22 protein-coding genes and 4 tRNA genes are annotated in these 20,495 nt (G+C 67.7%); 18 read left to right on the top strand and 8 right to left on the bottom strand.

The genetic code is table 11. From position 1 onward, the window contains the following. Positions 1–64: 64 nt before the first annotated feature. Positions 65–775, top strand: a complete 711-nt coding sequence (locus AC6EKW_RS13450) for a class E sortase (protein WP_273888817.1) — start codon at positions 65–67, stop codon at positions 773–775. Between the two features lie 16 nt (positions 776–791). After that, the gene (locus tag AC6EKW_RS13445; RefSeq protein ID WP_273888872.1) at positions 792–1,595 is read left to right on the top strand and encodes a metallophosphoesterase family protein; all 804 of its coding nucleotides are present in this window, start codon (positions 792–794) and stop codon (positions 1,593–1,595) included. On the opposite strand, the gene AC6EKW_RS13440 is transcribed toward AC6EKW_RS13445, so the two are convergent. The 7 genes from AC6EKW_RS13440 to AC6EKW_RS13410 form a co-directional block, all read right to left on the bottom strand. After that, positions 1,586–1,954 (bottom strand): hypothetical protein, encoded by a 369-nt coding sequence (locus AC6EKW_RS13440; RefSeq protein WP_273888818.1) that lies wholly within the window; start codon positions 1,952–1,954, stop codon positions 1,586–1,588. The genes AC6EKW_RS13445 and AC6EKW_RS13440 overlap by 10 nt on opposite strands. Before the next feature lie 4 nt (positions 1,955–1,958). Continuing rightward, positions 1,959–2,933 carry a glycine betaine ABC transporter substrate-binding protein gene (locus tag AC6EKW_RS13435; protein ID WP_273888819.1) on the bottom strand — a complete coding sequence of 325 codons (975 nt, stop codon included), beginning with the start codon at positions 2,931–2,933 and terminating at the stop codon, positions 1,959–1,961. A gap of 10 nt (positions 2,934–2,943) precedes the next feature. Continuing rightward, positions 2,944–3,603 (bottom strand): ABC transporter permease, encoded by a 660-nt coding sequence (locus AC6EKW_RS13430; protein ID WP_273888820.1) that lies wholly within the window; start codon positions 3,601–3,603, stop codon positions 2,944–2,946. Beyond that, positions 3,600–4,286, bottom strand: a complete 687-nt coding sequence (locus AC6EKW_RS13425) for an ABC transporter permease (protein ID WP_273888821.1) — start codon at positions 4,284–4,286, stop codon at positions 3,600–3,602. The genes AC6EKW_RS13430 and AC6EKW_RS13425 overlap by 4 nt, the downstream gene beginning before the upstream one ends. Beyond that, on the bottom strand, positions 4,283–5,242 hold the full coding sequence (locus tag AC6EKW_RS13420; protein ID WP_498514638.1) for an ABC transporter ATP-binding protein: 960 nt from the start codon (positions 5,240–5,242) through the stop codon (positions 4,283–4,285). Before AC6EKW_RS13420 ends, AC6EKW_RS13425 begins: the two co-directional genes overlap by 4 nt. Positions 5,243–5,382: 140 nt before the next feature. Further along, a complete protein-coding gene (locus AC6EKW_RS13415; protein WP_498514637.1) occupies positions 5,383–5,667 on the bottom strand; it encodes a hypothetical protein in 285 nt (94 codons plus the stop codon). An 80-nt stretch (positions 5,668–5,747) separates the two neighbouring features. Continuing rightward, the gene (locus tag AC6EKW_RS13410) at positions 5,748–6,128 is read right to left on the bottom strand and encodes a recombinase family protein (protein WP_273888824.1); all 381 of its coding nucleotides are present in this window, start codon (positions 6,126–6,128) and stop codon (positions 5,748–5,750) included. Positions 6,129–6,184: 56 nt separating this feature from the next. Here AC6EKW_RS13410 and AC6EKW_RS13405 point away from each other — a divergent pair. The 16 genes from AC6EKW_RS13405 (at position 6,185) to AC6EKW_RS13330 (ending at position 19,947) form a co-directional block, all read left to right on the top strand. Next, positions 6,185–6,258 (top strand) — tRNA-Pro (locus tag AC6EKW_RS13405). Between the two features lie 185 nt (positions 6,259–6,443). Further along, positions 6,444–7,199, top strand: a complete 756-nt coding sequence (locus AC6EKW_RS13400; RefSeq protein WP_498514636.1) for a hypothetical protein — start codon at positions 6,444–6,446, stop codon at positions 7,197–7,199. A 163-nt stretch (positions 7,200–7,362) separates the two neighbouring features. Continuing rightward, on the top strand, positions 7,363–8,649 hold the full coding sequence (locus tag AC6EKW_RS13395) for an adenylosuccinate synthase (RefSeq protein ID WP_273888826.1): 1,287 nt from the start codon (positions 7,363–7,365) through the stop codon (positions 8,647–8,649). Positions 8,650–8,662: 13 nt separating this feature from the next. Further along, positions 8,663–9,928: a phosphoribosylamine--glycine ligase gene (gene purD, locus AC6EKW_RS13390; RefSeq protein ID WP_273888827.1), complete on the top strand. Its 1,266-nt coding sequence runs from the start codon at positions 8,663–8,665 to the stop codon at positions 9,926–9,928. Between the two features lie 19 nt (positions 9,929–9,947). Further along, positions 9,948–11,264: an adenylosuccinate lyase gene (gene purB, locus AC6EKW_RS13385; RefSeq protein ID WP_498514635.1), complete on the top strand. Its 1,317-nt coding sequence runs from the start codon at positions 9,948–9,950 to the stop codon at positions 11,262–11,264. Then, positions 11,257–11,961, top strand: coding sequence for a phosphoribosylaminoimidazolesuccinocarboxamide synthase (purC, locus tag AC6EKW_RS13380; RefSeq protein ID WP_498514634.1), 705 nt, complete (start codon positions 11,257–11,259; stop codon positions 11,959–11,961). The genes purB and purC overlap by 8 nt, the downstream gene beginning before the upstream one ends. After that, a complete protein-coding gene (purS, locus tag AC6EKW_RS13375; RefSeq protein ID WP_498514657.1) occupies positions 11,955–12,185 on the top strand; it encodes a phosphoribosylformylglycinamidine synthase subunit PurS in 231 nt (76 codons plus the stop codon). Before purC ends, purS begins: the two co-directional genes overlap by 7 nt. Then, on the top strand, positions 12,182–12,844 hold the full coding sequence (purQ, locus tag AC6EKW_RS13370) for a phosphoribosylformylglycinamidine synthase subunit PurQ (protein WP_498514633.1): 663 nt from the start codon (positions 12,182–12,184) through the stop codon (positions 12,842–12,844). Before purS ends, purQ begins: the two co-directional genes overlap by 4 nt. Then, on the top strand, positions 12,841–15,045 hold the full coding sequence (gene purL / locus AC6EKW_RS13365; RefSeq protein ID WP_498514632.1) for a phosphoribosylformylglycinamidine synthase subunit PurL: 2,205 nt from the start codon (positions 12,841–12,843) through the stop codon (positions 15,043–15,045). Before purQ ends, purL begins: the two co-directional genes overlap by 4 nt. Before the next feature lie 54 nt (positions 15,046–15,099). After that, on the top strand, positions 15,100–16,509 hold the full coding sequence (gene purF, locus AC6EKW_RS13360; protein ID WP_273888831.1) for an amidophosphoribosyltransferase: 1,410 nt from the start codon (positions 15,100–15,102) through the stop codon (positions 16,507–16,509). After that, on the top strand, positions 16,463–17,527 hold the full coding sequence (gene purM, locus AC6EKW_RS13355) for a phosphoribosylformylglycinamidine cyclo-ligase (RefSeq protein ID WP_498514656.1): 1,065 nt from the start codon (positions 16,463–16,465) through the stop codon (positions 17,525–17,527). The genes purF and purM overlap by 47 nt, the downstream gene beginning before the upstream one ends. Next, positions 17,520–18,101: a phosphoribosylglycinamide formyltransferase gene (gene purN, locus AC6EKW_RS13350; protein WP_498514631.1), complete on the top strand. Its 582-nt coding sequence runs from the start codon at positions 17,520–17,522 to the stop codon at positions 18,099–18,101. Before purM ends, purN begins: the two co-directional genes overlap by 8 nt. Next, positions 18,098–19,636 (top strand): bifunctional phosphoribosylaminoimidazolecarboxamide formyltransferase/IMP cyclohydrolase, encoded by a 1,539-nt coding sequence (purH, locus tag AC6EKW_RS13345; RefSeq protein ID WP_498514630.1) that lies wholly within the window; start codon positions 18,098–18,100, stop codon positions 19,634–19,636. Before purN ends, purH begins: the two co-directional genes overlap by 4 nt. A 26-nt stretch (positions 19,637–19,662) precedes the next feature. Then, positions 19,663–19,734, top strand: a tRNA-Lys gene (locus AC6EKW_RS13340). A gap of 3 nt (positions 19,735–19,737) precedes the next feature. Beyond that, positions 19,738–19,810, top strand: a tRNA-Glu gene (locus AC6EKW_RS13335). A 65-nt stretch (positions 19,811–19,875) separates the two neighbouring features. Continuing rightward, positions 19,876–19,947 (top strand) — tRNA-Val (locus tag AC6EKW_RS13330). Between the two features lie 210 nt (positions 19,948–20,157). Here the strand turns inward: AC6EKW_RS13330 and AC6EKW_RS13325 are convergent. Then, a partial coding sequence (locus tag AC6EKW_RS13325) for a transposase (protein ID WP_498514629.1) occupies positions 20,158–20,495 on the bottom strand: 338 nt, incomplete at its 5' end.

Genomic DNA, 20,495 nt, shown 5'->3' with positions numbered 1-20,495 from the left:
GGAGACGTGCGGAGGAGGGTGGCCGTATCATGCTCGGAAGGTTCCCTACACGAGAGGCGAGAACATGCGGATGATACTGGCCGTCCTCGCGGTGCTTGGTCTCCTCGCGGCCTCCGGCTGCGGGCAGAGCGGGAGCGCGCAGCGGGGCCACTCCGCAGCGCAGACGAAGAGCCACCCCGTCTCCCAGTCCACCCACCAGCGGACCGGGCCCCAGAAGAAAAAGAGCCCGGATGCGAAGCACGAGAAGAAGGGTGGCAAAAAGTCGTCCACGGCTTTGATAAAGCACCCGCCGAGCGACCCGACGCTCTACCTGACCATCCCCAAGCTCGGCATCTACGGGGACACGGTCGCCAACACGGATTCCGAGGCGGTCATGAACCAGGAGGCGATAAAGCTGCCCGCGACCGGCTTCCCCTGGCAGAAGGGGGCCAACACCTACATAGCCGGGCATCGCATAGGGTACGCCGGCACCCAGAGCTACTACCAGTTCTACGAGCTGCCCGCGATGAAGCCGGGTGATAAGGTCATCCTGAGAGACGCCGACGGCAACACCTACGACTACGTCGTCACCCGGGTGTTCGCCGTCACCCCGCAGCAGGTCTCGGTCACCGAGCCGGTGCCGGGGCAGACAACGGTCACGTTGCAGACCTGCATCACCTCGCTCAACGACTGGTGGACCATAGGCCCGGCGATGTACTCCTCCTCGCCGAGCCTGGACCGGCTCATCGTGCAGGCGAAACAGGTCGCGATCCATCCGGCCGGGAAGAAGGGGTGATCTCACCTTGCGCATAGTGCAGATGTCGGACATCCATGTCGGCCCGAGCCTCTTCCGACCCGACCTGCTCGAGGCGGCCATAGAGGAGACGAACGCCCTACGGCCCGACCTGGTGGCGATAGCCGGGGACCTCACCACCGACGGCTACCGGCGGGAGTTCGAGGAGGCGAAAGGTTATCTCGACCGCATAGAGTGCGAGAACGTCTGCGTGATAATGGGCAACCACGACGCCCGCAGCGTCGGATACCGGCACTTCGAGGACATCTTCGGGATGCGGGAGTGGTCGAGGGTCGTGAGGGTGCCGGAAGGGGAGGCGAAGGTCGTCGGGCTCGACTCGACCAAGCCGGACCTCGACGAGGGGGAGGTCGGCCGGGAGCACTACGCCTGGCTGGACTCCGAGTTCCGCGGCTGGGAGAGGGGGCCGAAGATCCTCATCGTCCACCACCACATCCTCGCCGTCCCCGGCACCGGACGCGACGTCAACAACCTGCGCGACGCGGGGGACGTGATGGCGATCCTGCGCGAGCTCAAGGTGGACATGGTGCTCGCCGGACACCGGCACGTGCCGTGGGTCTGGAGCATCTCGGGGGTGAGGATAGTGCACTCCGGTACCGTATCGTGCATGCGGGTGCGCGGGACCAGCCCCCCGACCTACAACGTCATAGACCTCGACGAGGAGAGCGTGAGGGTGACCCTGCGGGAGCCCGGCGGGAAGGAGGAGCCGCTCGCGAGCTTCGCCCGCCGGGCCCCCTCGACGAGCCGCTTCTACCCGGACATCGAGCGCTACGTCCGCTACGACAAGCTGCCGTTTCAGCCCTGAGAGGAGGCCAGGAGCCTGAGGCCCTCCTGCTGTCCGGTCTTCTCGAAAGCCTTTCTCAGGAGTTCGCGTCCTTCCTCGCGCTCCTCCTCGGAGCGGGCCTTCTGCTCGATGGTGCGGATGGTCTCCTCGATGGAGTCCTCGTCGAAGACGATCCCCGGTATGTCGATTATGACCTCCCGGAGCTGACGGTAGATGAAGTCCGGCTCGCCGGCGTAGGCCCAGCAGTTTCGCGCCAGCACCCACGCCCAGCCCTTCATCCGGATCGTCTGCTCCACGTCCTCGTCTTCGAGGTCGTAGAGCTCTATCCGCATGCGGTTCTCGGTGAGGACCTCGGGTTTTATCCGCGCTTTTGCCGGCATGCCCCTACTTTATCAGACCCTGCTCCTTGAGAAACTGCCGGGCCACCTGGTCCGGGTCCTTGTGGTCTAGGTCGACCTCGCCGTTGAGGCGGCGCATGGTCTTCGCGCTCAGGTGCGAGGAGACCTCGTCCAGGATTTTCTTTATCTCCGGGTGCTTCTTGAGCACGCTCGTGCGCACGACCGGAGCCGGCTGGTACCAGGGCCAGATGTGCTTGGTGTCCTTGAGGACCACGAGCTTCGGCGAGCGCAGCTGGCCGTCGGTGGTGAAGCCTATCCCGACATCCCCCTCGCCGCGCAGGACGCCCTGGTAGCGGAGCCCGATGCTGTTGACCACGACCGTCTTCTTGAAGTTCATGTTCGGGTAGTGGCGCTTTATGTTCGGGAAGCCGTCCTGGCGGTGCTGGAACTCGGAGAACGAGTAGAAGACCAGGTGCGGGGAGGCTTTAGCGAGGTCGGAGAGCGTCTTGAGGTGGTACTTCTCGGCCACCGGTTTCCTGACGAAGATGCCGTAGGTGTTGTTGTAGGGGGCGGGCTGGAGCATCGTGTCCGACGGGTTGCGCGCGGCGTAGAGCTTCTTCGCCTCCTGGTAGGTCGCCTGCGGGGTCTTCGGTGTCTTGCTCTTGTGGAAGACCGCCTCGAGGGAGGTCCCGGTGTACTCCGGGTAGAGGTCTATCTGACCCCTCTGCAGCGCCCGGTCGCAGATGGCGACCGAACCGAGGTTCATCTTCTTCTGCACCCGGAAGCCGTGGGCCTTGAGGGCGTCGGCGTACATGTTGCCGAGGATGATCTCCTCGGTGAAGTTCTTCGAGCCGACGGTGATGACGGGTCCCTTGCCCCCGGAGGAGCCACCGCTCGCCTGCGGTCCGTTCCCGCTGCTCGAGCCGACGTTGCCGCAGCCGCCGAGGATCAGGGCCGCGAGCAGCGCCGCGGCGAGGATCAGCCACTTCTTCTTGCGTACCACACCGGTGCGTCGCACCATGCTCTTCTCCTTATCTTTTCGCCTGACGTCTTTTCGCCACCTTCAGGCCCTCGGGGGTGAAGACCCTCTCGAGCGCACCGAAGACGACCTCGGTTACGATCGCGAGCGCCGCGACCGTGAAGGCTCCGGCGAGCAACACGGGCGTGCTGCTGAGCTGGAAGCCCTCGACGATGATGTCCCCGAGCCCACCGCCCCCGATGAACGTCGCCAGGGTCGCGCTCGCCACGATCTGCACCGCCGAGGTGCGTATCCCGGCGAAGATGACCGGGGCCGCTATCGGGAGCTGGATACGGGTGAGGATCTGCAGGTTCGAGAGACCCATGCCCTTCGCCGCGTCCACCACCTCCCGGCTGACCTCCCTCAGACCCGTGGCGGCGTTGATGAGAATGGGAGGGATGCCGAGCGCCGCGAGCGCGACGAGCGCGGGTGCGAACCCGAAGCCCAGGAACGGCATCGCGAGCGCGAGCAGCGCCAGCGAGGGGACCGCCCGCCCGATGTTGCCGATGTTTACGGCGATGAGGGATGCGACCGGGGAGCGGTTCACCAGGAGCGCGAGCGGCACCGAGATCGCGACGGCCACGAGGAGCGCCGCCGCCGAGAGCTCGACGTGTCGCGCGACCGCGCCGGGGAACTCGGGGCGCCCGAAGACCCGGAACAGTCCTCCCATCATCCCCTCCTCCCGGCGGCGCGGGCCCAGGGCCTGAAGTAGTGCTCGATCCCGAGCAGCAGGAGGTCCGCCGCCACCGCGAGCGCGGTGGCGAGGATGGCGCCGGTGATCACCATCGTCGGGAAGCTGCGGTCTATCCCGTCGAAGATGAGCGCCCCGAGCCCCCCGCCCGCGACGTACGCCCCGATGGTCGCTATCCCGATCACGGTGACGGTCGCTATGCGGATGCCGGCGATGATCACGGGCAGCGCGAGCGGCAGCTCGACCTTGAGCAGGATCTGGCCCTCGGTCAGCCCCATCCCTCTCGCCGCGTCTATCGTCTCGGGAGGGACCGAGTCTATCCCGGCGACGACGTTGCGTATGAGCACCAGCAGCGAGTAGGCCACGAGCGCTATGATCACGGCCTTCGGACCGACCCCCACCCCCGGCACGACGACGAGGATGGCGAAGAGCGCGAGGCTCGGGATCGTGTAGAGCACCCCCGTCACGAGCGTCACCGGGGCGTAGGCCTTGCGGTAGCGAGCCACGAGCACGCCGGTCGGGAGCGAGATCACGAGCGCTATCGCGACCGAGACGAAGGAGAGGTAGACGTGCCCGACGAGGGCCGGGATGATCTCCGAGGTGAGATGGGAGCGCACCCAGGACCAGTCGAAGAGCGGCCCCTCGAGCCCCTGCAGGGCGATCACGCCTCCCCTCCCCGGCTTCCCAGCGTACGCTCTATCGCCCGCAACGTGAGCAGCTTCCTCTCGCTTCCGTTCTCCACGACGGCGGCCTCCACCCCCGCGCCGACTAGCTGCGAGAGGGCGTCCCGCACGGTGGGATCTCCTTTTATGCGGGGCAGCCCCATCCCCGCACCCTCCGCGCTCTCGAGCTCCATCTCCGAGACGCGCGAGAGCGAGAGCCGCTTGAGTATCCTGTCCTCCCCGACGAAGGAGGCGACGAAGTCGGAGGCAGGGCTCGTGAGGATGTTCTCCGGGGTGTCGTACTGGGCCAGGACGCCGCCCTGCTCCATTATGGCGATCCTGTCGCCCATCTTTATCGCCTCGTCTATGTCGTGGGTGACGAATACTATGGTCTTCCGGATCTCCTGCTGGATCTTCAGAAACTCGTCCTGCAACCTCTCGCGCGTGATCGGGTCCACCGCCCCGAACGGCTCGTCCATGAGCATGATCGGGGGATCCGCCGCCATCGCCCGCGCCACCCCGACCCGCTGCTGCTGACCGCCGGAGAGCTCCGACGGATAGCGGTCGCGGTAGTCGCCGGGGTCGAGCCCGACCATCTCCAGGAGCTCGTCCACCCGCTTCCTTATCCGCTCCTTGCTCCAGCCGAGAAGCTGCGGGACGGTGGCGATGTTTCCGGCTATCGTGCGGTGCGGGAAGAGCCCTATCTGCTGGATCGCATACCCTATCTTGCGCCGCAGCTCCGTCCCGCTCATGGAGGTGTTCGGCTCGCCGTCGATGAGGATCTCGCCGCTCGAGGGCTCGATGAGCCGGTTTATCATCCGCATGCTCGTCGTCTTGCCGCACCCGGATGGCCCCACCAGCACGCATATCTCCCCGTCGGGGACCTCGAAGGAGAGATCCTTCACCGCCGCGCTGCGCGAGCCGGGGTAGAGTTTGCTTACTTCTCTAAACTCGATCATTGCATCTCCTGCGCGTCCAGGGGTAGTACCCACCATCGCAGGGCCTGAGACCTTCGCTCGCCACGACTCCTCCAGAAAACTGCTTGCGGACAGTTCCGCATAAGTATAGAGATGTTTCGGCTCCTCTGCGGGCGGTTCTCTTACTTGCCTCGTCCCACGCCGAGCAGCAGGTAGAGGATGAAGTAGCCTATCACCGCGGCGAGCGCGCTGGCGTAGAACGGGTTCTTCTCCACGAGGCTGCGGCTACCTCCGGAGAGCGGCAGGGCGTTCAGGAGCGCACCGGCCGGGGATTCCAGTATCGCCCCGAGGCCGTAGACGGCCCGGGTGAAGCCGTTGGTGGAGGGGGAAACGCCGACGAAGGAGGCGCCCAGGTGCAGCAGGATGACCAGGATCACGAGCACGAGTATGGTCCTTATGAGCGCCACGGTCCTCGGGCTACCTTCCCCGCTCTCTACGGTTCACAGCCGGGTAGTATACCGGCTCGGCCCGACCTTGCGGGAGGGGACTACCGGCGCGCCATGGCGCGCCGGTAGTCCTTCATGGCCGAGAGCAGCTCCTCCCAGCTCCTCTCCGGGGACTCGATCCGGTTGCCGTAGAGGGAGAACTTGTGCACCAGCTCGTGGATCGCCGTCTCGTCGTCCGAGATGCAGCGCACCTGCGCCACCACGAGCACGTCCCAGTCCTCCTCCTCCTTGATGTTGTTTATCGCCTCCTTGAGCGCCGGCTTGTGGTAGAGGAGCTTGCCGGGGGCCTCGAGATCCTCGTAGGAGGCCACCTGCTGGTAACCCATCTTCCCGATGTACTCCTCCACGGAGGCGATCTGCTCCTCGCGCGGGGGCAGGGTGTGCTCGGGATCCGTCCTTACATAGTATGCCGCTCGTACCATGCGCCAGATGATAGCACGGGTGCTGTCTGGTATGATTCAACCCGAGAGGAAGGCGTCGGGACGTGGCGCAGTCTGGTAGCGCACTCGGCTGGGGGCCGAGTGGTCGCCGGTTCAAATCCGGCCGTCCCGACTACCTCTTTTGCTCTGGAGGATACGACGGAAAGGCCTTGAGGGAGCTTTGGGGACGCTGGATCTTCTGCTGGGGATCGTAGGGTTCATGGTCCTGATCGCGGTCTTCTTCTTCGGCGGCTTTCTCCTTCTGGACTACCTCTGGGGCCGCCGGGGCGGCGACCTCTAGGCCACACCGGGCTGCGTTTGATCCCCGTTCTCGACGATCTGAGGCTGGTCTCCGTCGGGCGGCTGGTGCTGCACGAGGCGCACGACGTTGGGAGGCTCGCCGCGCTCAAGGAGCGGATGCTCACCGAGGGGGTACAGCGCAACCCGATCATCGTCTCACCCTTCGGCGGGGACTATCTGGTGCTCGACGGGGCGCACCGCCTGCGTGCCCTCTCGGAGCTCGGGTGCACGATGGTGCTCGTGCAGCTCGCGGAGCTTCCAGCGAGGGTGGAGAGCTGGTCGCATCTGGTCGACGAGCGGGTGGTGCGCCGGGCTCTGGGGGAGATGGACTGGGTGGAGGTGGGGAGGGAGGGGTGGTTGTTCTCGGTCGTCTTCTCCTCCGGGGAGGAGGTCTTCGTGAAGCCTGCGCGGCCGGGGATCCCGGCCGAGATCGATCTGCTGTGGGCGTTGCAGCGAGGGTACCCGAAGGGTGCGCCGGTACGTCGGGTGGAGTCCGGGGTGCCTCTCGAACCTCCCTCGGGGGAGGCTCTGGTCCGCTACCGGCGGTTCACGCCGGAGGAACTGCACCAGGTGGTCCGGCTGGGGAAGGTCCTGCCGGCGGGGATCACACGCTTCCGAATCCGTGAGCGGGTGCTCGGCGTCTGCTTCCCGCTCGAGAAGATGTACTCCGGGGACGAAGCCGGCCGCAGCGCCGAGCTCAAGAGCTTCGTCCGGCGGATGTGGGAGGGGGGCAAAGTCCGGCGCTACGAGGAACCGGTGGTGCTCTTCGAGTAGTGCCCGGGAGCGAGTTTAAAAACCCTGGGGGCATGTGCTACATTGCTGAAGTGAGAGGCGGCCGAGTATTCTCACGGAGCGAGGAGGCTCCCGCCGGGTTGCCGGCTGGAGGTGAGGCTGCGAGAGTTTTCCGGATGATCCCGTCTGTAAGAGAGGAGTTGTTGTGACGGCCACGGTCGTGCTCGGGCTCGCCTGGGGAGACGAAGGCAAGGGAAGGGTCTGCGACGTGCTCGCCGCCGATGCGGGCCACGTCGGGCGCTACTCCGGAGGCAACAACGCCGGGCACACCGTACGCGTCGGCGACGAGGAGTTCAAGGTGCACCTCATCCCCTCGGGGATAGTCCGCGAGGGGGTCATCTGCACCATCGGCAACGGGGTCGTCGTCAACCCGCAGGTGCTCGAGCAGGAGGTCGAGGCGCTCGAGAAGCGTGGTGTGGAGGTACGCAGCCGCCTCAAGGTGGACGGGAGGGCGCACCTGATCCTGCCGTACCACATCCGGCTCGACTCCCACCGCGAGAAGGCGCTCGGCAAGGCCAAGATAGGGACGACCAACCGCGGCATAGGCCCCGCCTACGAAGACAAGGTCTCGCGCGTGGGCATCCGGGTGCAGGACATCTTCGACGAGGGTATCCTGAGGACCAAGCTGAAGGCCGCGCTGCGCGAGAAGAACGCCATCTTCGAGGGCATCTACGGCGAGGAGCCCTTCGAGGTCGAGGAGCTCGCCTCCTACCTGCTCTCCTTCAGGGATCTCCTCTCCCCGATGATAGACGACACCGGCGCCAGGCTGCGCCGGGCGCTCGATCGCGGGGAGCAGGTCCTGCTCGAGGGCGCCCAGGCCACGCTGCTGGACAACGACCACGGCACCTACCCCTTCGTCACCTCCTCCAACCCCTCCATCGGAGGGGCGTGCGTCGGCGCGGGGATACCGCCGCGTTACCTCGACCGGATCGTGGGGGTCACCAAGGCGTACACCACCCGGGTCGGGGACGGGCCGTTCCCGACCGAGCTCTTCGACGAGACCGGCGACAGGATAAGGGAGGCCGGCCACGAGTACGGCACGACCACCGGAAGGCCCCGACGGGTCGGGTGGCTGGACCTGCCCGCCATAAAGTTCTCCGCCCGGCTCAACGGCATCACGCACCTCGCGATCACGCTGCTCGACGTGCTCTCGGCCGTCGAGGAGGTGAAGATCTGCGTCGGATACGAGGTGGACGGCAGGAGGACCGACGAGTTCCCGATGAGCCAGACCGATCTGCACCACGCCCGGCCCGTCTACAAGACGCTCCCCGGCTGGCAGGAGGACATAACCGGCTGCCGGATGCGCGGTGACCTTCCGGAGGCTGCGCAGGAGTTCGTCGGCTTCGTCGAGGCGGAGGTCGGGGTGCCGCTGTGCATGATCAGCGTCGGCCCCGAGCGTGAGCAGGCGATCGTCGAGAAGATAGGGGCCTGAAGAGGTGCGCGTCATGGTGGTCGGCAGCGGGGGACGCGAGCACGCCCTGGTCGAGGCGCTGGCCGCGAGCCGTCTCGAGCCCGAGATGTACGCCGCGCCGGGCAACCCCGGCATGGCGGGCATAGCGAAGACCGTGGACATCCCCGCCTCTGACCTCACCGCCCTGCGGGACTTCGCCAGGGAGAACGGGATCGACCTGACCGTCGTCGGTCCGGAGGATCCGCTCATCGGCGGGATCGTGGAGTGCTTCTCCGAGGAGGATCTCGCGGTCTTCGGCCCCTCGCGGGCCGCCGCGAGGATAGAGGGGTCGAAGGTCTTCGCCAAAGAGCTGATGCGTCACGCCGGGGTCCCGACGGCCGACTTCGAGGTCTTCGACCGGGAGGAATCGGCTCTCGCCTACCTGTACTCGACCGAACGTTATCCGCTGGTGGTCAAGGCGGATGGGGCTGCTGCGGGCAAGGGTGTGACGGTCGCCAGGGCGCGCGAGGAGGCCGAGGAGGCCGTGAGGGCCTGCTTCGGCGGGAAGTTCGGGCCGGCGGGCCGGCGCATCGTGATCGAGGAGTGCCTGGAGGGGCGGGAGGCTTCGGTCTTCGTCATCACCGACGGCGAGGAGATCCTGCCGTTCCTCCCCGCCCAGGACTACAAGGCCGCCTACGACGGCAACCGGGGGCCGAACACCGGCGGGATGGGGGCCTATTCGCCCATCTTCTGGATGGAACCCGCGACCTACGCGGCGATCCTGGAGGAGATCATCCGTCCCACGCTGCACCAGCTCTCCCTCATCGGCTCCCCCTACACCGGCGTGCTCTACGCCGGTGTGATGGTCACCCCCGAGGGGCCGAAGGCGCTCGAGTTCAACTGCCGCTTCGGAGATCCGGAGACGCAGGTTCTCCTGCCTCGCATGGAATCCGACCTGCTGGAGCTCATGATCGCCGCCAGGGAGCACGACCTCTCGGGACGCGAGGTGGAGTGGTCCTCGGAGAAGGCGGTCTGCGTCGTCCTGGCCTCCGAGGGTTACCCGGAGGATTACGACACCGGGGTGGAGATAACCGGCCTCGAGAACCTGCCGGCGGGGGTCTACGTCTACCACGCGGGTACCGAGGAGCGTGACGGCAGGCTCTACACCGCGGGAGGGCGGGTCCTGAACGTCGTCGGGACGGGACCGACCATCCTGGAGGCCCGCGCCCGGGCGTACGCGGCCGTCGAGCAGATCCACTTCGAGGGCATGCACTACCGCACGGACATCGCGCTGGAGGCGATAGAGCTGGAGGATCTGTGACCATCCTGCGGGAGGACGCTTGATCGAACGCTACACCCTCCCTGAGATCGGTGCGATCTGGACGGAGGAGGCGAAGTACCGCGCCTGGCTCAGGGTCGAGCTCGCCGTCTGCCGGGCGCGAGCGAAGCTCGGCGAGATCCCGCCCGGGGAGGTCGAGAAACTCTCCCGCAGGGCCAACTTCGACGTCGGGCGCATCCACGAGATAGAAAGGGAGACCAACCACGACGTCATAGCCTTCGTCTCGAACGTCGCCGAGACGGTGGACGACCCGGTGGCCCGTCACTTCCACTTCGGCCTGACGAGCTCCGACGTGGTGGATACCGCCGGGGCGCTGCAGCTCAAAGAGGCGCTCGGTCTGATCCTGGACGCGGCGAGGGAGCTCACGCTCCTCCTTTGCCAGATGTCCCTCGAGCACCGCGAGACCGTGATGGTCGGGAGGACCCACGGCGTCCACGCCGAGCCCACCACCCTCGGGCACAAGCTCGCCGTGTGGGCCTTCGAGATGGAGCGAAACCTGAAGCGCCTCGAGCGAGCGCGGGAGGTTGCGTCCGTGGGCAAGATCAGCGGCGCCGTCGGCACCTACGCGAACGTGGATCCTGCGGTCGAGGAGCTGGCCTGCGAAGAGCTCGGGCTCTCCCACGAGCCGGCCTCGACCCAGATCGTCCAGCGCGACCGCCACGCGGAGGTGCTCTCGGCGCTCGCCGTCCTCGGCTCGACCATCGAGAAGATCGCGCTCGAGATAAGGGGAGCCCAGCGCACCGAGGTGCGCGAGCTGGCCGAGCCGTTCGGGCGGGGACAGAAGGGATCCTCGGCGATGCCCCACAAGCGCAACCCGATCCTCGCGGAGAGGCTGTGCGGGATGGCCCGCCTGCTGCGCGGTTACGCGACGGTCGGGTTCGAGGACAACGCCCTCTGGCAGGAGCGGGACATCTCCCACTCCTCGGCCGAGCGGGTGGTGCTCCCGGACGCGACGATCCTCTCCTACTACATGCTGCGCACCGCGCTGCGCATCCTGCGCGGGCTCGAGGTGGACAAAAAGAGGATGCTCGCGAACCTGAACTCCGGCGGCGGGATAGTTTTCTCCGGACGCGTCCTGCTCGCGCTCGTCGAGAGCGGGATGGACCGCGACGACGCCTACGCCGTGGTGCAGGACGCCGCGATGCGGGCCTGGCGGGGGGAGGGGGGCTTCCGGGAGCTGCTGCAGAAGAGGGAGGAGGTCAGGGAGAGGCTCGATGGAAGGCTCGACGACCTCTTCGACCCCGCCTACGCGCTGCGCAACCTGGAGGTCGTCTACGAGCGGGTACAGAAGCTCAGAAGGAGACTCGAGGATGGGTGAGACCCTGATCTACGAGGGCAAGGCCAAGAAGGTCTACGTCACCGACGAGGAAGGGGTGCTGCTGCACCGCTACAAGGACGAGGCGACCGCCTTCGACGGCAAAAAACGCGGCTCGTGGGAGGGCAAGGGGGAGACCAACGCCGCGATGAGCGCCGCGCTCTTCGCCTACCTGGAGGAGCACGGCGTCCCCACCCACTTCATCGAGCAGACCGACGAGAGAACGATAAAGACCAGAAAGCTCGAGATGCTCCCCGTCGAGGTCATCGTGCGCAACGTCGCCGCCGGATCTCTCGCGAGGCGCCTCGGCTACGAGGAGGGGCGCAAGCTCAAGGCCCCGATCGTCGAGCTGTGCTACAAGAGCGACGAGCTCGGGGACCCGATGCTCAACTGGTATCACTTCAGGGAGCTCGGGATGACCGACGAGGAGCTTGCCTTCTGCGAGGAGCTCGGGCTCCGGGTGAACGAGATCCTCTACCCCTTCTTCGCGGAGCGTGGGGTTACCCTCGTCGACTTCAAGATAGAGGTCGGGCGCGACGCGGAGGGCAACCTGATGCTGGCCGACGAGATCAGCCCGGACACCTGCCGCTTCTGGGATGTCGAAACCGGCGAGAGGCTGGACAAGGACCGCTTCCGGCGCGACCTCGGCGGGGTGGAGGAGGCCTACGCCGAGATACTGAGGAGGGTGAGGGGATCTTGAAGGTGCGGGTGCTGGTCCGGCCGAAGCGGGGCATCCTCGATCCGCAGGGAGAGGCGGTGAAGAGCGCGCTCCCCGCGCTCGGCTTCGAGGGGGTGGAGAGCGTGCGCGTCGGGCGGCTCGTGGAGCTCGAGGTCGAGCGGGCCGACGAGGTCGAGGCGATGTGCCGCCGGTTGCTCGCCAACCCGACCATCGAGGAGTACGAGTGGGAGGTGCTCGAGGGGTGAGGATAGGCGTCGTCGTCTTCCCCGGCTCCAACTGCGACCGCGACGCCCTCTACGCGGTCGAGAGGGTGGGGGCCGAACCCGTCGCCCTCTGGCACGCCGAAAGAACCCTCAAGGGCTCAGACGCCGTGATCCTGCCCGGCGGCTTCTCCTATGGAGATTACCTGCGGCCCGGCGCGATCGCCCGCTTCGCGCCCGTCATGCAGTCCGTCGAGCGCTTCGCCCGCGAGGGAGGTCCGGTGCTCGGGGTCTGCAACGGGTTCCAGGTGCTCTGCGAGGCGCACCTGTTGCCCGGCGCGCTGCTGCGCAACGCCGCTTTGCGCTTCGTCTGCCGCCGGGTGCGGGTGCGCGTCGAGCGGACGGACACACCCTGGACCTCGGGGTGTGGGGCCGGGGAGGAGCTCGTCCTCCCCGTCGCTCACAACGACGGCTGCTACTTCGCCGACGGCGGGACACTCGATGCGCTCGAAGAAGAGGGACGCGTCGTGTTGCGCTACCTGGAGAACCCCAACGGCTCGGTCAACGACATCGCGGGCGTCTGCAACGAGGGGCGAAACGTCGTCGGGGTGATGCCGCACCCCGAGCGGGCCTCGGATCCTCTCCTCGGTTCGGAGGACGGGCTCGGGATACTGCGATCGGTGCTGATGGGGGCGGCGCTTTGAGCGCGGAGAAGACCCACGCCACGCTCGGGCTCTCCGACGCCGAGTACGGGCGCATCGTCGGCCTCCTCGGGCGGGAGCCGAACTTCCTCGAGCTCTCGCTCTTCAGCGTGATGTGGAGCGAGCACTGCGGCTACAAGAACTCCCGACCGCTCCTGCGGCGGCTGCCGACCGGGGGGGAGCGGGTGCTGCAGGGGCCGGGGGAGAACGCGGGGGTCGTCGAGCTCGGCGAGGGCTGGGCGCTCGCGTTCAAGATAGAGAGCCACAACCACCCTTCCGCCGTCGAGCCCTACGAGGGGGCGGCGACGGGGGTCGGCGGGATCATCCGGGACATCCTCGCCCTCGGCGCCCGGCCGGTGGCGCTGCTCGACTCGCTGCGCTTCGGACCGCCGGGGGAGGAGCGCAGCCGCTACCTCTTCGGGGAGGTGGTGCGCGGCGTGGGTGGCTACGGGAACGCGATCGGCGTCCCGACGGTGGGGGGCGAGCTCGCCTTCTCCCCGGCTTACTCCGGCAACCCGCTCGTGAACGTGATGTGCGCCGGGCTCGTGCGCGCGGACGGGATCATGAGCGCGAGGGCCTCGGGGGAGGGGAACGTGCTCGTCCTCATCGGGTCTAAGACCGGCAGGGACGGCATCCACGGGGCGACCTTCGCCTCCGACGAGCTTTCCGCGGACTCCGAGATGCGGCGCTCCAACGTGCAGGTCGGCGACCCGTTCTGCGGGAAGATGCTCATCGAGTGCTGTCTCGAGCTGGTGCGCGGGGGTTTGCTCGTCGCGCTGCAGGACATGGGGGCGGCCGGTATTACGTCGAGCGCTTCCGAGATGGCCGCCAGGGGCGGCGTCGGCGTCGAGGTGGACGTAGACGAGGTGCCGCTGCGCGAGGAGGGGATGGAGCCCCACGAGATAATGCTCTCCGAGTCGCAGGAGCGGATACTCGCGGTCGTCGAGCCGGAGAAGGTGGAGCGGGTGATCGGGATCGCAGGGCGCTACGGGCTCGTCGCCGCCCCGATAGGACGCGTCGCGGGACACGGGGAGCTGCGCGTGATCTCCGGCGGGGAGGTTGCCGCTTCGGTGCCCGCCTCCTACCTCGCCGACGCCCCGGCCTACGAGCGGGAGGTGGTGCGACCGGCGTACCTGGAGGGGGTTCGAAGGTTCGAGGTCGGGGACGTCCCACCTCCGGAGGACTACGGGGCGGTGCTTCTCCGGATGCTCTCGCATCCGAACCTCTGCTCGCGGAGGAGCGTCTACGGCCAGTACGACCACGAGGTCGGGACGGACACCGTGGTGCGGCCCGGGGCGGACGCGGCGGTGATGCGGGTGAAGGGCACCACCCTCGGGTACGCGCTCACGACCGACGGTCGGGGGCGGCACTGCTACCTGGACCCGGAGGGTGGGGCCGCCTCCACGGTCGCCGAGGCGTACCGCAACCTCTCGTGCGTCGGGGCGAGACCCTTGGCGGTGACCGACTGCCTGAACTTCGGCAACCCCGAGAAGCCCGACGCCTACTACCAGCTCGCCCGCTGCATCGAGGGGATGGCACGGGCGTGCGAGGTCTTCGGGACGCCGGTCGTGGGCGGCAACGTCAGCCTCTACAACGAGACCTCGCGCGGTGCGATCTACCCGACCCCGGTCGTCGGGATGGTCGGGGTGATGGAGGACGTGCGGCGGCACGCAACGCCGGCTTTCAAGCGGGAGGGGGATGTCGTACTGGCGGTCGGCGCGCCGGTCGAGCCCTCGCTCGCCGGCTCGGAGTACCTCGAGGTGATCCACGGCCGGGTCGCGGGCGTTCCCCCGGAGCCCGATCTCGCGGAGGAGAGGCGCTACGCGGACCTCGTCCGCGGCCTCATAGAGCGCGGCCTCGTCGATACCGCCCACGACGTCTCGGGTGGAGGAGAGGTCTTCGCGCTCGCCGAGATGGCGCTCGCCGGGGGGATCGGGTTCGAGTACGAGGGAGACCCGGCGGAAGGAGCCCGCCCGGACGTCCGGCTGTTCGGGGAGCGTGGGGCCGGGTTTCTCGTCGCTCTGCCCGGGGAGAGGCTGGAGGAGGTCGAGCGGATCGCGGGTGATGCCGGCGCCGACTGCCGCCGGGTCGGGCGCACCGGCGGGGAGCGCTTCAGGGTCGGCGCCCTGATCGACCTCTCGCTCAAAGAGATGGAGGAGGCCTACGGGCGGGATCTCTTCGGCGATGGCGGGAGGAGCGGTTAGAATCAGCCGTGTGTAAGCCTTTGCAGTGCACCCTCTGGAGCGAGGTGAGCCGCTTTGAGCCTTGAAGACAAGCCGAAGGAGGCCTGCGGGGTCTTCGGGATGTACTCCCGGGCGCTCGCGGGCGAGCTCGCCCAGCAGACCTACTTCGGGCTGTATGCCCTGCAGCACCGGGGCCAGGAGTCCGCCGGGATCGCCATCTCCGACGGGGAGAGGACGACCGCGATGCGCGAGATGGGGCTCGTCTCGCAGGTCTTCGACGAGGCGAAGCTCGCCGCGCTCGAGGACGGGCACATCTCTCTGGGGCACGTGCGCTACTCTACGACCGGGTCGGCCTCCTGGGAGAACGCCCAGCCCGAGTTCCACGGGAGAGGGGAGATAAACGTCGCCGTGGCGCACAACGGCAACCTGGTGGGCTCCGCCGCGTTGCGCGACGAGCTGGCGAGCGAGGGCTTCGAGTTCCACTCCACCTCGGATACCAGTCTGATCGCGGCGTGCGTCGTCGCCTTCCTGGAGAGGGGATACCCGGTCGAGGAGGCGGTGGGGAGCGCGATGGGCCGTCTGAAGGGGGCGTACTCGGTCGCGATGATCTGCCGGGATGCGCTCGTCGCCTTCCGCGATCCGCAGGGCTTCCGGCCCCTGTGCATCGGGGAGGTCGAGGGCGGGTACGCCGTCTCGAGCGAGACGTGTGGTCTGGACATCATCGGGGCACGCTTCCTGCGCGAGGTCGAGCCGGGAGAGGTCGTCGTGATCGACGACGGCGGGCTCCGCAGCCACCGGGCGCAGCAGCCCCGCCCCGCGCTTTGCGTCTTCGAGTACGTCTACTTCGCCCGACCCGACTCCCGCTTCGGCGGCCAGGAGGTCGCCGACTCGCGCGAGAAGATGGGCGAGCGGCTCGCTGAGGAGGCCCCGGCCGACGCCGACGTCGTGATCCCGGTGCCAGACTCCGGGATCATGGCCGCCATAGGCTACTCCCGCCGCAGCGGCATCCCGTACGCCGAGGGGCTCATCAAGAACCGCTACGTCGGCAGGACCTTCATCCAGCCGACCGACGGTATGCGCCAGCTGGGGCTGCGCCTCAAGCTCAACCCCCTTCCCTCGGTCATCGATGGTAAGCGGGTGGTCGTAGTGGACGACTCGATCGTGCGGGGCAACACCAGCCGCAAGCTGGTCCGGATGCTCTTCGAGGCCGGGGCTAAGGAGGTGCACTTCCGCGTCTCCTCGCCGCCGGTGATCGGCCCCTGCTACTACGGGATAGACATGGACACGGAGGACCAGCTCGCCGCGGCCCGCTATTCGGTCGAGGAGATCCGGCGGATGATCGGCGCGACCTCGCTCGCCTACCTCTCGGTCGACGGGATGGTCGCGGCGACCGGGCGCCCGAAGGGTCGTCTCTGCCGGGCCTGCTTCGACGGCGAGTATCCCGTCGAGGGGGCGGCGGAGAAGTTCGCGCTGGAGAGGAGGTAGCGCCCTGTCCGGAGCCTACGAGGAGTCCGGCGTCTCGCTGGAGCGCGCGGAGCGGGCCCTGGCGCGGATGCGCTCGGCCGTCGAGGCGACCCACGGCCCCTCCGTCGTCCCCTACCCCGGCGGTTTCGCCGGCCTCTACGGGCTCTCCGGGTATCGCGATCCCGTCCTCGCCTCGACGATAGACGGGGTGGGCACGAAGGTTCTCGTCGCGAGGGAGACGGGGCGGTACGCCTCTTTGGGGGAGGATATCGTCAACCACTGCGCGAACGACGTGCTCGCCGCCGGGGCGCGTCCGCTGTTGTTCCTGGACTACGTGGGGACGGGCGTCCTCGACCCCGAGGCCGTCGCGGAGATCGCCTGCGGGGCCGCCGGGGCCTGCCAGAGGCTCGGGATCTCGCTCGTCGGCGGGGAGACGGCGGAGATGCCGGGGCTCTACGGGGCGGGGGACTTCGAGGTCGTGGGGGTGTGCGTCGGCGCCTGCGAGCGGGACGAGCTGGTGCGGGGCGAGAGGGTGAGGGCGGGGGACGCGGTGATCGGGCTCGCTTCGAGCGGGCTGCACACGAACGGGTATACGCTCGCCCGGAAGATCGTCTCGGAGGCGGGCCTCTCCTACGCGGATGTGCCGGAGGGGCTGGACCGGCCTCTGGGCGAGCTCTACCTGGAACCGCACCGGGCTTACGTGAAGGAGATCCTGGCGCTCAGGGAGAAAATCGAGGTGCGCGGGATGGCGCACATCACGGGGGGAGGGCTCCCGGGGAACCTGCCGCGGGCCCTCGGCGGCTTCGGGGCGCACCTCGAAGCCTCCTCGTGGGAGGAGCCGGAGGTATTCGGCTTCATCCGCCGGGCAGGCGGTATCCCCGAGGACGAGATGCGCAGGGTCTTCAACCTCGGGGTGGGCTTCTGCGCCGTGGTGCCCGCGGAGGAGGCGGAGCGGGCGGTCGGCGTGGTGCGGGAGGCGGGGTGTGTGGCCTGGCGCATCGGGGAGGTCGTGGAGCGGAGGGGGGTGTCGTTTGGGTAGGCGGCTCCCCGAGGGGGCACGCTTCGGGGTGCTCGTCTCCGGGTCTGGGACGAACCTCCAGGCTCTTCTCGATGCCTACCCGGGACACGTCGCGGTCGTCGGCGGGGATAAGGAGGATGCCTACGCATTCGAGCGGGCCCGGAGGGCGGGGGTGCCGGTCGAGCACGTCGATCCGGCGTGCTTCGCCACCCGCGAAGAGTACGACGCCGAGCTGGCCGAGAGGATCGCGGCGTATGACGTGGAGCTCGTGGTGGGGGCCGGATACATGAGGATACTCTCTCCGGTATTCCTGGAGCGCTTCCCGGCGATCATCAACGTGCACCCCTCGCTGCTGCCGCGTTTCCGCGGGCTGGGCGCGGTGAGGCGGGCGCTCGAGGCCGGGGAGAGGGAGACGGGGGTGACGGTGCACCTCATGGTCGAGGAGGTGGACGCCGGGCCGATCCTGGCTCAGGAGCGGGTGCCGATCCTGCCCGGCGACACCGAGGAGACGCTGCTCGAGCGGCTGCACCCGGTCGAGCACCGGCTGCTCGTCGGGGCGGTCGCGGACTACTTCTGGGGGAGGGTGAGGGTATGAGCGATGGGGGCAGGAAGAGGGCTCTGATCTCCGTCTCGGACAAGAGCGGGCTCGTGGGGTTCGCCCGTGGGCTCGTGGAGCTAAACTTCGAGATCGTCTCGACCGGGGGGACGGCGCGCCATCTCGAGGCGTCGGGTGTCGAGGTCGTCCCCGTCTCGGAGGTGACCGGGGAGCCCGAGATCCTCGGCGGCAGGGTGAAGACGCTGCACCCGAAGATCCACGGCGGCATCCTGGCCGATCGCAGAGACCCGGAGCACCTGCGTGAGATCTCAGGGCTCGGCATAGAGCCGGTGGACCTCGTCTGCATCGACCTCTACCCGTTCGAGAGGACCGTCGGCGGCGGGGCTTCGGAGCCCGAGGCCATCGAGCAGATAGATATCGGGGGACCGGCGATGCTGCGGGCGGCGGCGAAGAACTTCGAGTCGGTCGTCGTGGTGCCCGGACCGGAGCACTACGCGGAGGTCCTCTCAGAGCTCCGGAATGGAGGCGTCTCGCGCGAGACGCGCAGGCGCCTGGCGCTCGCCGCGTTCCGCCGCACCGCCCTCTACGACGCGGCCATCGCGGGCTGGCTCGGGCGGGGGGAGACGTTCCCGGAGGTTCTGGTCGAGGGCTACCGCAGGGTGATGCCGCTGCGCTACGGGGAGAACCCGCACCAGGAGGCTGCCTTCTACGCCCGCATCGGGGAGCGGCACCTGCTCTCCGACCTCGAGCAGCTTCAGGGCAAGGAGATCTCGTTCAACAACCTCTACGACCTCGACGCGGCGAGGACGTTGCTCGCCGACCTCATGGATGGGTTTCCGGACGAGAGCGCGGCCGTGATCGTCAAGCACGCCAACCCCTGCGGGGCGGCGGTCGCCGCCAGCCCTGCGGAGGCGTACCGCAGGGCGCTCGCCTCGGACCCCACCTCCGCCTTCGGCGGGATCGTCGCCCTCGGGGACGAGGTCGACGGGGAGCTGGCCGAGGAGATCTCGGGTGTCTTCACCGAGGTACTCGTTGCCCCCGGCTTCTCCGACGAGGCCAGGCGGATATTCTCCGGCAAGCCCAACATGACCCTGCTCGAAGGAACCTCACCCCCCCGCTCACCTCTCTCCGCGAAGTACGTCAGCGGCGGCATGCTGCGGCAGCAGGCCGACGTGGTGGAGCCCCCCGACGAGTACCGGACGGCCACCAGGAAAACCCCCACCGCAGGACAGATGCGGGATCTGCTCTTCGCCTGGCGGGTGGCGCGGCAGGTCAAGAGCAACGCCATCGTCCTGGCGAAGGACGGTGCGACGGTCGGGGTGGGGGCCGGGCAGATGAGCCGGGTCGAGGCTGCGGAGATAGCCGTGCGCAAGGCGGGGGACCGCGCCACGGGGGCCGCCGCCGCGAGCGACGCTTTCTTCCCGTTCCCGGACGGGCTCGAAGTCCTGGCCGAAGCCGGCGTCTCAGCCGTTATCCAGCCGGGGGGATCGAAGCGCGATCCCGAGGTCGTAGAGACCGCCGAGCGCCGCGGTGTCGCCATGATCTTCACCGGAAGGAGACATTTCCTGCACTAGGGCCGTTGTTTGTTAAACTTTCGGGTGGGCCAGTAGCTCAGTGGTAGAGCAGGGGACTTTTAATCCTCGTGTCGTAGGTTCGATTCCTACCTGGCTCACGGGCCCCCATCGTCTAGCGGCCTAGGATTCCGCCCTTTCAAGGCGGCGGCACGGGTTCGAATCCCGTTGGGGGCATGGTGCGGCGGCATACGCCGCACCGTCGATTGTTCGATGATTGACCGTCTGGTAGTCTATTCGCGGGGCGATTAGCTCAGGGGTAGAGCGCCTCCCTTACAAGGAGGAGGTCGGTGGTTCGAACCCACCATCGCCCACTCTAAATTGTTTGCAAACAGCGGTGTTCTGCAGATGTAAAGAGAGATCTCGGCCGCATTTCCGAGCCTTTTGCTGCAACCTGGGTGGATTTGCTCTCACTATCACCGGAGCGATAGTCAAAACGGGTTGACCCACCGCGCGATACCACTGGTGTTCGAAGAAGCCGTGGGTGTCCTAACGGGATGCCGCTGTTAGGACTAGAGCGTTTGTCATAGTGGTTGAGCCAATGGGCGGTAGCCACAATGATCGAAGAAGCCTCGTGCATCACTCGCCGTCACCGCGTCGAGAGCTTGGCCTATCTCTTCTATGAGTGCCTCGCGGCTACGCGCACCGGCCCTCCTCAGCAGCGCCTTTATCTTGGCGAACGCTTCTTCTACTATGGGGTTTAGGTCCGGCGAGTAGGGCGGCAGGTAGATCAGCTCGCAGCCTCTACCCTCGATCAGCTCCCTGACCCTCTCTCCCTTGTGCGCAGAGAGGTTGTCCATCACCACCACCTGGCCCTCCGAAAGCGTGGGGCATAGGACCTCGCGCAGGTAGGTCTCGAACG

The sequence above is a fragment of the Rubrobacter sp. M3-4 genome (genome assembly GCF_059772285.1).
The sequence above is the reverse complement of the archived record's forward strand: the minus strand, read 5'-3'. Positions and strand labels throughout refer to the sequence as shown.